This is a genomic window from Pseudomonas sp. BN102 (assembly GCF_029871245.1).
Taxonomy (GTDB): Bacteria; Pseudomonadota; Gammaproteobacteria; order Pseudomonadales; family Pseudomonadaceae; genus Metapseudomonas.
This window is the reverse complement of the sequence record NZ_SSON01000075.1, coordinates 134555-149175: the sequence shown is the minus strand read 5'-3', so window position 1 is coordinate 149175 and position 14621 is coordinate 134555. Positions and strand designations below refer to the sequence as shown.

The following is a 14621-nucleotide window of genomic DNA, read 5'->3' as shown; positions in this document are numbered from 1 at the left end:
TCCAACCGGCACAGACCGGACGAGGCTTTTCTCACCTGCCACGACGAATGCCAGGCGCCGTACCCGACACCCTCGGGCCGGCGCCTTTACCCACGCGGCCTAAACTGCTGGGAACGGCCACCTTTGTTGGCCGGCACGAATAAAAGATGAGGAGTGATTCGCCAAGATGCTGAGTTTCATTGCACGCCGACTGGGGCTTCTGATCCCCACCTTCTTCGGCGTCACCCTGCTCACGTTCGCCCTGATCCGCCTGATTCCCGGCGACCCGGTGGAAGTGATGATGGGTGAACGCCGGGTCGACCCGGAAATGCACGCCCAGGCCATGGAACGCCTCGGCCTCAACAAACCGCTGCCGGAGCAGTACCTGGACTACGTCGGCAAGCTGGCACAGGGCGACCTGGGCGAATCGCTGCGCACCCGCGAGGGTGTCTGGGACGAATTCCTCACCCTCTTCCCCGCCACCCTCGAACTGGCCATCGCCGCGCTGATCTTCGCCGGCACCCTGGGCGTGCTGGCCGGGGTGATCGCCGCGCTCAAGCGCGGCTCGCTGTTCGACCACGGGGTTATGGGCATCTCGCTCGCGGGCTACTCCATGCCGATCTTCTGGTGGGGCCTGCTGCTGATCATGTTCTTCTCCGTGGGCCTGGGCTGGACCCCGGTGTCCGGGCGCATCGACCTGCTCTACGACATCGAGCCCAAGACCGGCTTCATGCTCATCGACACCCTGCTCAGCGAGGAGGAAGGCGCCTTCGGCGACGCCCTGCGCCACCTGATTCTGCCGGCCATCGTCCTGGGCACCATCCCGCTGGCGGTGATCGCCCGCATGACCCGCTCGGCGATGCTCGAAGTGCTGCGCGAGGACTATGTGCGCACCGCCCGCGCCAAGGGCCTATCGCCAGCCCGCGTGGTTTTCGTCCACGGCCTGCGCAATGCGCTGATCCCCGTGCTCACGGTGTTCGGCCTGCAGGTCGGCACCCTGCTCGCCGGCGCGGTACTGACCGAAACCATCTTCTCCTGGCCCGGCATCGGCAAATGGCTGATCGAGGCCATCGGCGCCCGCGACTACCCGGTGGTGCAGAACGGCATCCTGCTAATCGCCTGCCTGGTCATCCTGGTGAACTTCGTCGTGGACATCCTCTACGGCCTGGTGAACCCGCGCATCCGTCATCAACGCTGAGGAGACCTGACCTTGAACGCCATGCAACCCCAGGTCGACCCGAGCATCCTCTATCCGTCTCCGCTCAAGGAGTTCTGGAAAGCCTTCTCCCACAACAAGGGCGCCGTCGGCGGCCTTGCCTTCATGATCCTGATCGTGATCTGCGCGCTGTTCGCCCCCTGGATCGCGCCCTATGACCCCAGTGAGCAGTTCCGCGACTTCCTGCTGGCCCCGCCGGCCTGGCTGGAAGGCGGCCAGGCACAGTTCCTGCTCGGCACCGACGAGCTGGGCCGCGACTTGCTCTCGCGCCTGATCCACGGCGCGCGCCTGTCGCTGCTGATCGGCCTGTCCTCGGTGGTGATGTCGCTGATCCCGGGCATTCTCCTCGGCTTGGTGGCGGGCTTCCTCCCGCGCCTGCTCGGCCCCTCGATCATGCGCCTGATGGACATCATGCTGGCCCTGCCCTCGCTGCTGCTGGCGGTGGCCATTGTCGCCATCCTCGGCCCGGGCCTGATCAACACCGTGATCGCCATCGCCATCGTCTCGCTGCCCTCCTACGTGCGCCTGACCCGCGCAGCTGTGATGGTCGAGCAGAACCGCGACTACGTCACCGCCTCGCGCCTGGCCGGTGCCGGCCTGTGGCGCCTGATGTTCGTCACCGTGCTGCCCAACTGCATGGCGCCGCTGATCGTGCAGGCGACCCTGAGCTTCTCCTCGGCCATCCTCGACGCCGCCGCCCTGGGCTTCCTCGGCCTCGGCGTACAGCCGCCCACTCCCGAGTGGGGCACCATGCTGGCCTCCGCGCGCGACTACATCGAACGCGCCTGGTGGGTCGTCTCGCTGCCCGGCCTGACCATCCTGCTCAGCGTGCTGGCGATCAACCTGATGGGTGACGGCCTGCGCGATGCGCTGGACCCGAAACTCAAGAATGCAGTCTGAGGAGCCCGTTATGAAAATCTTCGTTCCGCGCCGGCTCCCCGTAGGAGCCAGCTTGCTGGCGAACCTGCTGCCCCCCTTCGCGAGCAAGCTCGCTCCCGCAATGTCGCGTTCAAGCGTTGCGTATTGCCTGGAGACCGCCGTATGAGCCTCCTTGAAATCAAGAACCTCAGCGTGCGCTTCGGCGACGCCAACGCGGTACCCGTGGTCGATGGACTCGACCTTTCGGTGGACAAGGGCGAAGTGCTGGCCATCGTCGGCGAGTCCGGCTCCGGCAAGTCGGTGACCATGATGGCCCTGATGGGCCTCATCGACGCTCCCGGCATCGTCAGCGCCGACAGCCTGAGCTTCGACGGCCACGACATGCTCAGGCTCAAGGGCAAGCAGCGCCGGCACATCGTGGGCAAGGACCTGGCCATGGTCTTCCAGGACCCGATGACCGCCCTCAACCCCAGCTACACCGTGGGCTTCCAGATCGAGGAAGTGCTGCACCAGCACATGGGCCTGAAGGGCAAGGCCGCCCGCCAGCGCGCCCTGCAGTTGCTGGAGCGGGTGGAAATCCCTGGCGCCGCCAGCCGCCTCGACGCCTATCCGCACCAGCTTTCCGGGGGCATGAGCCAGCGCGTCGCCATCGCCATGGCCATCGCCGCCGAGCCCAAGCTGCTGATCGCCGACGAACCCACCACCGCCCTGGATGTGACCATCCAGGCGCAGATCATGGACCTGCTGCTCGACCTCCAGCGCGACCAGGGCATGGCCCTGGTGTTGATCACCCATGACCTGGCGGTGGTCGCCGAAACCGCCGACCGCGTCTGCGTGATGTACGCAGGGCAAGCAGTGGAAATCGGCGAAGTGCCGCGCCTGTTCGATGCGCCCACCCACCCCTATACCGAAGCCCTGCTCAAGGCCATTCCCGAGCACTGCCTGGGCGCCCGCCGCCTGGCGACCCTGCCCGGCATCGTCCCCGGCCGCTACGACCGGCCCCACGGCTGCCTGTTGTCGCCGCGCTGCCCCTACGGCCAGCCCAACTGCGTAGCTCACCGTCCGACTCTGGACCCGCACGCCCATGGCGCCGTGCGCTGCTTCTACCCCCTTAACCTGATTGAGGTGGCGCAATGAGTGCCGTATTGACCGCCCGCGAACTGACCCGCCACTACGACATCTCCCGCGGCCTGTTCAAGCCCCACGCCCTGGTGCGCGCCCTGAACGGCGTGTCGTTCGAGCTGGAAGCCGGCAAGACCCTGGCCGTGGTTGGCGAATCCGGTTGCGGCAAGTCCACCCTGGCCCGCGCCCTGACCCTGATCGAGGAGCCCTCCTCCGGCTCCCTGCGAATCGCCGGCCGCGAAGTGACCGGCGCCAGCAAGGAAGACCGCAAGCAACTGCGCCGCGACGTGCAGATGGTCTTCCAGAACCCCTATGCCTCGCTCAACCCGAGGCAGAAGGTGGGCGACCAGTTGGCCGAGCCGCTGCTGATCAACACCCCGCTGTCCCGTGCCGAGCGACGCGAGCAGGTGCAGGCGATGATGCAGCAGGTGGGCCTGCGCCCCGAGCACTACCAGCGCTACCCGCACATGTTCTCCGGCGGCCAGCGCCAGCGCATCGCCCTGGCCCGCGCCATGATGCTCAACCCCAAGGTGCTGGTGGCGGATGAACCCACTTCGGCGCTGGACGTGTCCATCCAGGCCCAGGTGCTCAACCTCTTCATGGACTTGCAGGAGCGCTACAACACCGGCTACGTATTCATCTCCCACAACCTCGCGGTGGTGCGCCACGTCGCCAACGACGTGCTGGTGATGTACCTCGGCCGCCCGGTGGAAATGGGCCCGAGCGAACTGATCTACGCCCGCCCGCTGCACCCTTACACCAAGGCCTTGCTCTCGGCCACACCGGTCATCCACCCGGACCCGCTGAAGCCGAAGATCAAGATCGTCGGCGAACTGCCCAACCCCCTCGACCCGCCGTCCGGCTGCGCCTTCCACAAACGCTGCCCCTACGCCACCGAGCGCTGCAAGGTGGAAGTGCCGGAACTGCGCCTGCTCGATGCCCGCCAGGTGGCCTGCCACCATGCGGAGACCATCAACGCCTAGGGCCGCAAAGCGGCCCCGTAGGTTGGCGCAGAGCGCAGCGAAGCCCAACATTCCCCGCTCCGAAGTCGGGATCGTTGGGCTTCGTCGAACCCAGCGGAACGCCGCCCGGCCCAACCTACGATTGCGAAGCCCAACATTCGCCCGGATCACAGCTCCCGCAACACCGCCAACCTCACCCCGAACCCCACCAGCACCCCGCCGAACAGCCACTGCTGCAACCGCTGCACCAGCGGCCGCCGCCCCAGCCAGCGGCCCAGGCCCGCGCCCGCCAGGGCATAGGCCGTGTCGAACGCCAGCCCCACCGCCACCAGCAGGGCACCCAGCCCGGCGAACTGCAGCGCCAGCGGCCCGGCCTCGGGGCTGACGAACTGCGGCAGCAGTACGGAACAGAACACCAGCGCCTTGGGGTTGAGCAGGTTGGTCAGCAGGCCCCGGCGCATGGCCAGCCAGTAGGCCCGCGATGGCTGCCGCTCACCCTCCACCACCAGGGCCGAGGACTGCGCCTGGAGCAGCCGCAGCCCGAGCCAGAGCAGGTAGGCCGCACCGGCCAGGCGCACCAGGTCGAAGGTCCAGGGCGCGGTCTTGAACAGCACCGCCAGCCCCAGGCCGGCCAGCGCCACATGGCAGCTGCGCGCCAGGGCCAACCCCAGTGCCGTGGCCAGAGCCATGCCGCGGCCCTGGCGGGCCCCGGTTTGCAGCAGGAGGATCATGTCCGGCCCTGGCAGCAGGTAGACCACTGCCAGGGCGATAAGGAATCCGGTCATTTTTCCGCTCCAGAGCAGTGTCGAGAGGGAAAATTCTAGGCCCGAAGGCCGGGGCAGGTGCTTGCGTATTTGACTGGCACAGCCATGATTCATGGCATTTCCTGCCAACCATATGCAGATAGACAGGCCACTCATGCCAAAACTTAAACTGGATGCCCTCGACCACCGGATTCTCGCCGCCCTGCAGCGCGACGGCCGCCTTTCCAACGTGCAACTGGCCGACGAGATCGGCCTGTCCGCCTCGCCCTGCCTGCGCCGGGTCCGGCTGTTGGAGGAAGCCGGCGTCATCCGGGGCTACCACGCCAGCCTCGACCGCGACGAAGTGGGCCTGGGGCTGACAGTGTTCGTTGGCATCAAGGTGGAACGTCATCGCCAGGAACAGGCCGACGCTTTCCGCGAAGCGGTGATCAGCCTGCCGGAAGTCATCTCCGTGCACCTGGTATCGGGCGAGGCGGACTTCCTGCTGCAAGTGGTGGTGCCGGACCTGCGGGCCTACGAGCACTTCCTTACCGGCACCCTGCTCAAGCTCCCCGGCGTTAGCGATATCCGCAGCAACTTCGCGATCCAGACAGTAAAGGCGCCTTCGCCGCTGCCGTTGAACCACCTGCCGAGATAAACGGGGGGCGAACCGCTCTTCTGTGGGGGCGAATTCATTCGCTAAGGGCTGCGCAGCAGCCCCCCTGCGGCGCTGAAGGGCACCCCTGCGGGCTGCTTAGCGAATGAATTCGCCCCCACAAGGAACCGGCAAGGTCGATGCCCTCAACGGCCGAAGAAGCGATAGAACTCCCGCAGTTCTTTCTGGGCATCCTCCAGGCTCATGGGGGTGAAGCGCAGGATCTGGTTCGCCGTGCACTGCGCCAGGCGTCCCAGGTCCAGCGGGTGGACCCAGCCGAGGATGGGGTAGCCACCCATGGTCTGGCGGTCGGCCATCAGCACTATTGGCTGGCCGTCCGGCGGCACCTGGATGGCGCCGCTGACCACGCCCTGCGACCACTGCCGCCGCGGCGCCAGGATGGGCGCGCCTTGCAGTCGCGCACCCATGCGGTCCGACTGCGGGCTCAACTGCCAGGGCTGCTCGAAGAAGGCGCGGACCTGCTCCTCGGCGAAGCTGGCCGCATCGCCCCCCAGCATCACCCGCATCAATTGCGCGGCCTTGTAGTCCGGCTGCCAGGGCCAGGGCACGCTGGCACCGCGGGGAAAGTCGGCGTTGCCGCCTTGCAGCAGGTCACCCTCGGCCAACTTGGCGCCTTCACTGTCCAGTCCGCCCAGGCCTTCGCGCAACTGGCAGGCGACGCTGCCCAGCACCGGCTTGGCGCGGATGCCATCCGCCATCGCCAGGGAGGCGCGCTGGCCGCTGCGGGCGAAGCCGACCTGCAGGCGCTGCCCGGCCTCCAGGCGAAAGCGCGACCAATTGCGTCGTGGTTCGCCGTCCACGTCCAGCGGCATATCCGCGCCGGCCAGCGCTACCCAGAGCGTCTCTTCGGCTTCCAACTCGACACCGCCCAAGGCGATTTCCAGCACTGGGCAGCCGAAAGGATTACCCAGCAGACGATTGGCCCAGGCCATCGCCAGCGGGTCCATCGGCCCGGCGGGGGAAACCCCCAGGTGTTGCCAGCCAAAGCGCCCGGCATCCTGCAGCAGGCTCAGCGGGCCGGGCTTGATCACCCGCAGGCCGCTCATGCCTCGCCGCCTTCGGCGCGGTAGCGCGCTTCGTCGATGGCAAAGAAGCGCACCCGGTCTCCCAGGGCCAGTGGGCACGGCGGGTCGCGACTGGCGTCGAACAGCGACCAGGGGCACAGCCCCAGCAGGTGCCAGCCACCGGGGGAGGCCTGTGGATAGATGGCGGTCTGGCGCTCGGCGATAGCCAGGCTGCCGGCGGGCACGCGGATGCGCGGACTGCCTCGGCGCGGCAGCGCCAGGCGCGCATCCAGGCCGCCGAGATAGGCGAAGCCGGGGGAGAAGCCGATGGCGCCGACGTGGTATTCGCCGCCGCTGTGGATATCCACTACCTCAGCCGCGGAAAGGCCACAGGATTCGGCCACCTTCGCCAGGTCCTCGCCGCAGTACCAGATGGGAATCTGGTGGAGCTTGCCGGCGTCGGTCGCAGCCGGCGCCTTCAGCCAGTCCTCGAGCAGCGGTTCGATATGCTGGGCCAGGGCGAGATGGTCGGTGCGGGTCAGGTCGTAGTGCAGCAGCAGGGTGGTCCAGCCCGGCACCAGGTCCACCAGCAGGTGGCCGAATTGCTGGCGCAGGGTCTCGGCCAGCACGGCGATGCGCTGTGGCAGCCGCGCATCCGGTTCGTCGGCCAGCACCAGCAGCAGGGCTTCGGCGCCAGCGGGTTCGAGGCGGATCATAGGGCGTCCAGCTTGCCTCGCAGACGGCGCAGTACAGCCAGGGACTCCGGGTTATCGCCGTGCACGCAGAGGCTGTCGGCGGTCAGCCGCAGCGGCTTGCCGTCGATATCGGGGAATGGTTCGCCAGTGGCGATCGCCATGGCCTGGTCGAGGATGCGCTCGGGCTCGTGATGCACCGCGCCCGCCAGGCGCCGGGGCGCCAATTGGCCGTCGGACAGGTAGGCACGGTCGGCGAAGGCCTCGAACATCAGCGGCACGTCAGCCGCGTCGGCCAGTTGTAGCTCGCGGCTGTTGTCCGCCAGGGCCAGGACCATCAGCGGCAGGCCTTTGCGGTAGCTGGCGCAGGCGTCGAGCACCGCGGCGAGCAGCGAGTCGTCGCGCACCAGGTCGTTATACAGGGCGCCATGGGGCTTCACATAGGCGACCTGAGTACCGACGGCGCGGCAAAAAGCTTCCAACGCGCCGATCTGGTAGAGCACCAGGGCTCGCACCTCCTCCGGCGTGCAGGCCATATGGCGGCGGCCGAAACCAGCGAGGTCCGGATAGGCCGGATGGGCGCCGATGCGCACGTTGTGGCGCAACGCCAGTTCGACGGTACGCTGCATGGTCAGGGGGTCGGCGGCGTGGAAACCGCAGGCGAGGTTCGCCTGGTCCACCAGCGGCATGGCGTGCTCATCGTTGCCCATGTTCCAGGCACCGAAGCTTTCCCCCATGTCGCAGTTCAGCAGGATTCGTCTGTTCATGAAGCCGATTATGGCTAAAAGCCGCCGTTCTTGTAGGGGCGAATCTCCTCGTAGGTTGTGGCTGAGCGACGCGAAGCCCAACATCCAGTGCGCCGACAGGGCCGTCGTTGGGCTTCGCTGCGCTCTGCCCAACCTACAGAAGCGCCTCCGAACGTCCCAAAAAAACGCCCCGCACTTGGCGGGGCGAACGTTTCCCCAGGAGCAGGGATCACTCGGTGCGGCGCCGGGCGCCTTCAATACACGTCGCGGCGGTAGCGGCCTTCGTCGCTCAACTGTTGCAGGGCTTCGTCACCCAGGATGTCGCGCAGGGCCAGGTCGACGCCTTCGGCCATGCCCTGCAGGCTGCCACAGACATAGATCACCGCACCCTCCGCCAGCCAGGCGCGCAATTCATCGGCGGCCTCGCGCAGGCGGTCCTGCACATAGACCTTGTGCGCCTGATCGCGGGAGAAGGCCAGGTCGAGGCGCTGCAGGTCACCGCTGGCGAGCCAGCCTTGCAACTCATCGCGGCAGTAGAAGTCATGGGCCTGGTTACGCTCGCCGAAGAGCAACCAATTGCGCTGGCGCCCGGATGCGATGCTCGCTTTCAACAGACTGCGCAGGCCGGCAAGGCCTGTGCCGTTGCCGATGAAAATCAGCGGGCGGTCTTCGTCGATCAGGTGGAAACGGCTGTTGCGGCGCAGGCGCAAGGGCACGGCGGCGCCCTCTTGCAGGTAGTGAGTCAGCCAGCCGGAGGCGATACCCAGGCTGCCGTCGGCGTGCTGTTCCTGGCGCACGATCAGCTCCAGCATGCCGTCGCTGGCCAGCGAGGCGATGGAGTACTGGCGCACCGACAGGCCGATCAGCGCCTGCACCAGGGCTTGCGGCTGCAGGCCCACCAGGTGCTCGAAGGAGCTCGGCAGCAGGCGTCCGCCCAGGGCCTGGCGCAGCGGCTGGCGCAGGCCGTCCAGTTCCACCTGGGCGCTGCCGTCCAGACCATGCCGGTCGAGCCAGGCCTGGATGCGCGGCTCGGCCTGGCGCGGCAGGATCTCCACCAGGTCGCCGGCCTGCCAGTCCATCTGACTGCCCGAGGGCGCACGCAGGCGCAGCAACCAGGTGGATTCGCCCTGGCTGCCGGGGTTGAGGTGTTCGCGGCCTTCCAGGGTCCAGCTCTCGAAAGCCGGGCCACTCCAGGGTGTCAGTACGGCGTTGCCGGAAACCTGGGCGAGCTGTTGCTGCCACTGCTGCAGGGCGCCGCTGTCGCCATTGTCCACTTCCACCGGGTCGAACAACTGGCTGGCGCCCTGCCCTTTCAGCCAGGCCTGCAGGCGCCGGCCGAAGCCGCAGAACTGCTCGTACTGGCGATCACCCAGGGCCAGCACGGCGAAACGCAGGCCGGCGAGCTGGGAGGCCTGGCCGAGCACCTTGCGCTCGAAGCCGCGGGCATTGTCCGGGGCCTCGCCGTCACCGAAGGTGCTGACCACGAAGAGCGCATTGCGGGCCTGGGCCAGGGTGCCGCCGTCCAGAGCCGCAAGGGGCTCGACGCGCACCGGCAGGCCTGCAGCCTGCAGCTGGCCGGCGCTCTGCCAGGCCACCTGCTCGGCGAAACCGCTCTGGCTGGCGAAGCCGATCAGCCAGGAATCGTTGCCGGCGCTTTCCGCCAGCCCGCCACGGGTGGCCTTGATCGCGCGCTTCTTGCGCCGGCGGTCGAGGTAAAGCAACCAGCCGGTGACGAAGAACAGCGGCATGCTCAGGCTGGCCAGCATCACCAGGATGCGCCCCGGCAGGCCGAAGTATTCGCCTACGTGCAGGGCGTAGATGCTGGTGAGCAACTGGGCCTTGAAGCTCTTGTCGGTGTAGCGGTCGCTGCGCAGAACCTTGCCGCTGGCCGGGTCGAGGGTCATCTGGTTCAGCGCGCGCGGATGGTCGGCGCCTTCCAGCAGGTAGAAGACGGTGGCCGGCTGGCCGCCCACCGGCGGCAGGCGCAGGTTATAGGCGGTCATGTCCGGGCCCGCGGTGTCACGGATGCTCTTCCACACGGCGTCGTAGTCAACCACCAGCGGCGGGCCGGAGGGCGCCTGCATGCCGGGTCGGCCGCGGCCCTCGCCGCGGCGCTCGCCGGGCTTGCCCTGCTGGCCGGCGGGAGCATCGGACAACAGGCGGTTGAGGCCTTCGCGGTACCACTCGTAGGACCAGAACAGGCCGGTCAGCGCGGCCAGGAGGTAGAACAGCAGGCACCAGGTACCGGCCACCGCGTGCAGGTCCCAGTTGAAGCTGCGACCCTTGCGCGACCAGTCGAGGGTCAGCCAGGCGCGCCAGCTGCCGGCCTTGCGCGGCCAACGCAGGTAGAGGCCGGAGAGGCAGAAGAAAATCAGGATCAGGGTGCAGGCGGCGGTGATCTGCTTGCCGAACTCGCCCATGGCGAGGAAGCGGTGCAGCTGCAGCATCAGGTCGAAGAACTGCTGGCCAGACGGCTCGCCCAGCAGCTCACCGGTGTAAGGGTCGAAGTAACGCATGGGGCCACGGTGCTCACCGGGCGGGGGCGCGAAGAAGACACGGGCAGCGTGATCAGACCCGGTTTCCACCCCGAGGCGGACGACCTTCTTGCCTTCGGCGGCTTCGATCCTGCTCACCAGCTCGGCAGGCGGCAGCACGCCACTGTCGCGCACCTGGACCTGCAGGCTCTCTGGGTTGAGCAGACGGAGGATTTCCTCCTGAAAGCTGTAGGCGGCCCCGGTAATGCCCATCAGGGCCAGAACCAGCCCGGCACTGATACCGAATAGCCAGTGCAGCTGGAACAGGGTCTTCTTCAACACGTGATCTTCCTCGGGCGCGCGCCTGACGGCGCGGCGGATCGCTCTTGCGGTCGGCCCCATGCCTGACCGGGAGGCGATTTTATTTGAGAACGGGATGCATTAAACCAGGAATCGGATCTTTTACCTTTTATTTACAGCCTTGTCCGAGGACCCTGCCTTGCGCAGGGCCCCCGGGTCGTTCGTCAGAACGCGTAGGTCGCGGTCAGGATCGCCGAACGGGCATCGCCGTACTCGATGGCCGAGGAACGTGCGTTGGTACCGTTCTGCTGGCGTACGCGCTCCACGTAGTCCTTGTCGAAGAGGTTGTTGACGTTCAGCTGCAGGTCGAGGTCTTCGTTGACCCGGTAGCCGACCATGGCGTTATGCACCCAGTAGGCGTCCAGCTTGGCGGTGGTGCTGGAGCTGACGTTACGCTCGCTGACGTAGCGCGCGCCGTAGCCCAGGGTCCAACCTTCCGGCAGTTCGTAGGTGGTCCACAGGTTGAAGGAGCGCGGCGGGGTGTTACCCAGCGCCTGGCCTTCGCGGGCGATACCGGCGGCGGTGTCGGCGGCCTTCAGCGTCTCGCTGGACTGGAAGGTGTAGTTGGCGAACACGTCCCACTGCTCGGTGATGTGGCCGGTCAGGCCCAGTTCCACACCCTCCACGCGCTGCTTGCCAGCCAGTTGGGTCGAGCCGTCGAGCATGGTTTCACGCGCATTGGTCTTCTCCACGCGGAACAGCGCACCATCCACCGCCAGGCGGCCAGCCAGCAGTTCCCACTTGGTGCCCAGCTCCCAGGTCTCGTTCTTTTCCGGATCCAGGTTCTCGGTCGCCGCGGTCAGGCCACCACCGTTGGAGGCGATGCCTTCGGCGGTGGGGTTGAAGGAGTTGCCCCAGGCCACGTAGAAGCGACCGTTTTCCACCGGCTTGTAGACCAGGCCGGCGCGGCTGCTGAGCTTCTCGTCCTTGGAGGTGAAGCTGCCGGTCTGGGCGTGGGTCGCCGAGAAGGTGTCGCTGTGGCCCTTGAACCAGTCGTAGCGCAGGCCGATGTTGAGGTCCCACTGCTCGTGCAGGGCGATGGTGTCGAAGACGTACAGCGCCTTGTCGTCCAGCTGGTTCTCGGTGTAGCCGGTGGTGGCCTTCCTCACCGGGCCATCCCAGTGACCGGGCGGATTGCTCAGGTCGAAACCGTTGGACGGATACAGGGCGTTGCCGAGACCGTGGTTGTAGCTCTTGAGATCGAAGTCCTCGCGGGAGATCTCGGCGCCAGTTACCAGTTCGTGGCCGAGGCCCAGGGTGTCGAAGCTGGCCCGGAGGTTGGTCTGGTTGATCCACATCTCGGTGGTGGTGTCGCGGCCGGAGGCCTGCGGGCCGGTCGGGCGGTAGCGGCCCGCCGGCACGCCGGTGAGGTCCACGTGGGATGCCGAGACGATGGTGTTGCGGTCGATGCGGCTGTAGCGCGTCAGGTTCTGCAGGCGCAGGTTCTCGTTGAAATCGTGCTCGAGGTTCGCGGTGAAGGCGTTCTGCTCGATCTCGTCCTTGTCCAGGTTTTCCCAGCCGAAGTAGTCCTCACGGCTGACGCCGCCGAGCTTCTTGCCGTTCAGGGCGGGTACGCCGTAGTCGGGCAGGTTGTCGTCGGTCTGGTGGAAGGCACTCAGGGTCAGGCGGGTGGAATCGTTGAAGCCCAGGCGCAGGGAGGGCGCAACGCCCCAGCGCTCACGGTCGATTTCGTCGCGGCCGGGCACGTCGTTCTCGTGGGCCATCAGGTTCACGCGGAAGGCGCTGTTGCTGCCCACGCCTTCCAGCGGCTGGTTGGCGTCCAGGGTCAGGCGGTGGTAGTTGTCGGTGCCGAGGCCGCCGCCAAGGCGGGCGAAGGCACGGTCCATGGGCTGCTTGCTGATGATGTTGATGCTGCCACCGGTGGTGCCGGCGCCGCCGAACACCGAGTTCGGGCCCTTGATGACCTCGACCTGCTCGATGTTGAAGGTGTCGGTACGGCTGGTCTGGGCGCTGTCGCGCAGGCCGTCGATCTGGATGTTGTTGTTCGCGGAGAAGCCGCGGATGTTGATGCTGTCGCCAGAGCCGCCACCGCCCTCGCCGGCGTTGAAGGTAATGCCGGAGACGTTGGACAGCACCTGGCGCAAGCTCAGGGCCTGCTGCTCCTGGATGACTTCCTTGGGTACCACGGTGATGGTCTGCGGGGTGTCCAGCAGCGGCGCGGTGTATTTCGCGGAGGAGGATTGCTCGACCTTGTAGGTTTTTTCTACTTTGCCATCGACCTTGACGCTATCGAGTTGCAGCGCCTCGTTCTTTTCGGCCGCCATTGCGAGACCTGCGAAAGAAGTAATCGCCAAGCCGATGGCCGTGGCCAGGATGGCGCGTTGCGGTAGATTATTCTTGTTGCTCATAAGAATCACTCCCCAGTGAATTTGAGGCGCGATTCTATTTGCGAACGTTTATCAGTAAAGATAAGCACACGATCTTTACACAAAATTTACATTTCTATCGGAAATTTCCTACATAGATATAGGCTGCGAACCTCTAGACAAGAAGAGACCAAATTCATCGATCTCCAGGAATCATCCCGAATTTCAATGAACTACTCGCGTTCTGAGAAAAGAGAAAGTAATCGTGACTGATCGGTCATTTTTCAGGCGTTAAACAATGCCCGCCGATACGAGAGCCTTCAGGCAACGCCCAATCTCAGCGCCAGATCAGCGAAGCGTCGATGGCGCCAAGGTTCGGGCACCCAGCCAGGGCCATGGCCACCTCCAGCTCCGCGCGCAGTAGGTGCAGCACGTGGGCCACCCCCGAAGCGCCGGCCGTTGCCAGGCCATGCACATAGGGCCGGCCGATCATCACCGCGTTGGCGCCCAGGGCCAGGGCCTTGAATACGTCGGTGCCGCGGCGGATACCGCCATCCAGCAATACTGGCACCTTGCCCTCCACCGCCCGAACCACCGCCGGCAGCACATCCAGGGTGGCAGGCATGCCGTCCAGGGTGCGCCCGCCGTGGTTGGAGACCACTATGCCGGCCACGCCCTGCTCCACCGCCCGCGTGGCATCCCGTGGGTTCATCACGCCCTTGACCAGCACCGGCAAGCGGGTGAGCGATTGCAACCACTCGAGGTCCTTCCAGGTGGGCGCGTGCTCCAGCAGCGGGCTGCCGAACAGCGGGCTGGCGCCCGGCTGGGCGACGCTTGGCGGCAGGCTGCGCATGCCCTTCAGATTGACGGCATCGACACCATCCGGGAGGACGAAGCCGCTGCGCTGTTCGCGGTTGCGCATGCCATTCACCGGTGCGTCCACCGTCACCACCAGCGCGCGGTAGCCGGCGGCCTCGGCGCGCTGTACCAACTCACGGGTGAACCCCCGGTCCGGCTGGATGTAGAGCTGGAACCAGAGCGGCGTCTGCGCCGCCTGGGCGATGGCCTCCAGGCTGACGCTGGACTGGGTGCTGACCACCATGGCCGCTCCCATGGCCGAGGCGCCGAGCACGCTAGCCAGTTCACCGTCCGGATGGGCCAGTTTCTGGAAGGCCACAGGAGCCAGGAGGATGGGGTAGTCCAGGTCGAGGCCACAGAGCTGCAGCCGCGTATGACCGCCCCTGAGGTCTTCCAGCACCCGATTGAGCAGGCGCACGCGCTGGAAGGCCGCGAGGTTGTCGGCCAGGGTGAGTTCGTCCGCCGCACCGCCGGCCAGATAGGCCCAGGCCTGGGGCGTCATCCGCTCACGGGCGAAGGGCTCGTAGTCGGCGACCGCGGCGATTTCGGCGGGAATCTGCTGGAGCTTCGGAAGGAGCGTCAT

Annotated in this window: 12 protein-coding genes; 5 read left to right on the top strand and 7 right to left on the bottom strand. The window is 66.6% G+C overall.

All coding sequences use genetic code 11. From position 1 onward, the window contains the following. Nucleotides 1-166 precede the first annotated feature (166 nt). The 4 genes from E8F12_RS21930 to E8F12_RS21915 all read left to right on the top strand — a co-directional run bounded on the left by E8F12_RS21930 (nt 167) and on the right by E8F12_RS21915 (nt 4179). Nucleotides 167-1177 (top strand): ABC transporter permease subunit, encoded by a 1011-nt coding sequence (locus E8F12_RS21930; protein ID WP_280327289.1) that lies wholly within the window; start codon nt 167-169, stop codon nt 1175-1177. Nucleotides 1178-1189: 12 nt separating this feature from the next. Beyond that, nucleotides 1190-2095 carry an ABC transporter permease subunit gene (locus E8F12_RS21925; protein WP_280327288.1) on the top strand — a complete coding sequence of 302 codons (906 nt, stop codon included), beginning with the start codon at nt 1190-1192 and terminating at the stop codon, nt 2093-2095. A 141-nt stretch (nt 2096-2236) separates the two neighbouring features. After that, on the top strand, nt 2237-3211 hold the full coding sequence (locus E8F12_RS21920; protein WP_280327287.1) for an ABC transporter ATP-binding protein: 975 nt from the start codon (nt 2237-2239) through the stop codon (nt 3209-3211). After that, nucleotides 3208-4179, top strand: a complete 972-nt coding sequence (locus E8F12_RS21915) for a peptide ABC transporter ATP-binding protein (protein WP_280327286.1) — start codon at nt 3208-3210, stop codon at nt 4177-4179. The genes E8F12_RS21920 and E8F12_RS21915 overlap by 4 nt, the downstream gene beginning before the upstream one ends. 146 nt (nt 4180-4325) lie before the next feature. Here E8F12_RS21915 and E8F12_RS21910 read toward each other — a convergent pair whose 3' ends face one another. Next, nucleotides 4326-4943: a LysE family translocator gene (locus E8F12_RS21910; protein ID WP_280327285.1), complete on the bottom strand. Its 618-nt coding sequence runs from the start codon at nt 4941-4943 to the stop codon at nt 4326-4328. 133 nt (nt 4944-5076) lie between these two features. On the opposite strand from E8F12_RS21910, the gene E8F12_RS21905 reads away from it, so the two are divergent. Next, nucleotides 5077-5559, top strand: a complete 483-nt coding sequence (locus tag E8F12_RS21905; protein WP_280327284.1) for an Lrp/AsnC family transcriptional regulator — start codon at nt 5077-5079, stop codon at nt 5557-5559. A 143-nt stretch (nt 5560-5702) separates the two neighbouring features. Here E8F12_RS21905 and E8F12_RS21900 read toward each other — a convergent pair whose 3' ends face one another. The 6 genes from E8F12_RS21900 to E8F12_RS21875 all read right to left on the bottom strand — a co-directional run bounded on the left by E8F12_RS21900 (nt 5703) and on the right by E8F12_RS21875 (nt 14621). After that, complete coding sequence (locus E8F12_RS21900) at nt 5703-6623, bottom strand: biotin-dependent carboxyltransferase family protein (RefSeq protein WP_280327283.1); 921 nt, start codon at nt 6621-6623, stop codon at nt 5703-5705. Beyond that, entirely contained in the window at nt 6620-7297 is a 678-nt protein-coding gene (gene pxpB / locus E8F12_RS21895) for a 5-oxoprolinase subunit PxpB (RefSeq protein ID WP_280327282.1), read from the bottom strand. The genes E8F12_RS21900 and pxpB overlap by 4 nt, the downstream gene beginning before the upstream one ends. After that, nucleotides 7294-8040 (bottom strand): 5-oxoprolinase subunit PxpA, encoded by a 747-nt coding sequence (locus E8F12_RS21890; protein WP_280327280.1) that lies wholly within the window; start codon nt 8038-8040, stop codon nt 7294-7296. Before E8F12_RS21890 ends, pxpB begins: the two co-directional genes overlap by 4 nt. Nucleotides 8041-8273: 233 nt before the next feature. Next, nucleotides 8274-10832, bottom strand: a complete 2559-nt coding sequence (locus E8F12_RS21885) for a sulfite reductase flavoprotein subunit alpha (protein WP_280327621.1) — start codon at nt 10830-10832, stop codon at nt 8274-8276. A 185-nt stretch (nt 10833-11017) separates the two neighbouring features. Further along, complete coding sequence (locus E8F12_RS21880) at nt 11018-13222, bottom strand: TonB-dependent siderophore receptor (protein WP_280327279.1); 2205 nt, start codon at nt 13220-13222, stop codon at nt 11018-11020. A 295-nt stretch (nt 13223-13517) separates the two neighbouring features. Beyond that, nucleotides 13518-14621, bottom strand: coding sequence for an alpha-hydroxy acid oxidase (locus tag E8F12_RS21875; RefSeq protein ID WP_280327278.1), 1104 nt, complete (start codon nt 14619-14621; stop codon nt 13518-13520).

Coding starts and splice junctions, on each gene's coding strand:
- E8F12_RS21930 (WP_280327289.1), top strand. CDS start 167: ATGCTGAGTTTCATTGCACGCCGACTGGGGCTTCTGATCCCCACCTTC.
- E8F12_RS21920 (WP_280327287.1), top strand. CDS start 2,237: ATGAGCCTCCTTGAAATCAAGAACCTCAGCGTGCGCTTCGGCGACGCC.
- E8F12_RS21915 (WP_280327286.1), top strand. CDS start 3,208: ATGAGTGCCGTATTGACCGCCCGCGAACTGACCCGCCACTACGACATC.
- E8F12_RS21910 (WP_280327285.1), bottom strand. CDS start 4,943: ATGACCGGATTCCTTATCGCCCTGGCAGTGGTCTACCTGCTGCCAGGG.
- E8F12_RS21905 (WP_280327284.1), top strand. CDS start 5,077: ATGCCAAAACTTAAACTGGATGCCCTCGACCACCGGATTCTCGCCGCC.
- E8F12_RS21900 (WP_280327283.1), bottom strand. CDS start 6,623: ATGAGCGGCCTGCGGGTGATCAAGCCCGGCCCGCTGAGCCTGCTGCAG.
- pxpB (WP_280327282.1), bottom strand. CDS start 7,297: ATGATCCGCCTCGAACCCGCTGGCGCCGAAGCCCTGCTGCTGGTGCTG.
- E8F12_RS21890 (WP_280327280.1), bottom strand. CDS start 8,040: ATGAACAGACGAATCCTGCTGAACTGCGACATGGGGGAAAGCTTCGGT.
- E8F12_RS21880 (WP_280327279.1), bottom strand. CDS start 13,222: ATGAGCAACAAGAATAATCTACCGCAACGCGCCATCCTGGCCACGGCC.
- E8F12_RS21875 (WP_280327278.1), bottom strand. CDS start 14,621: ATGACGCTCCTTCCGAAGCTCCAGCAGATTCCCGCCGAAATCGCCGCG.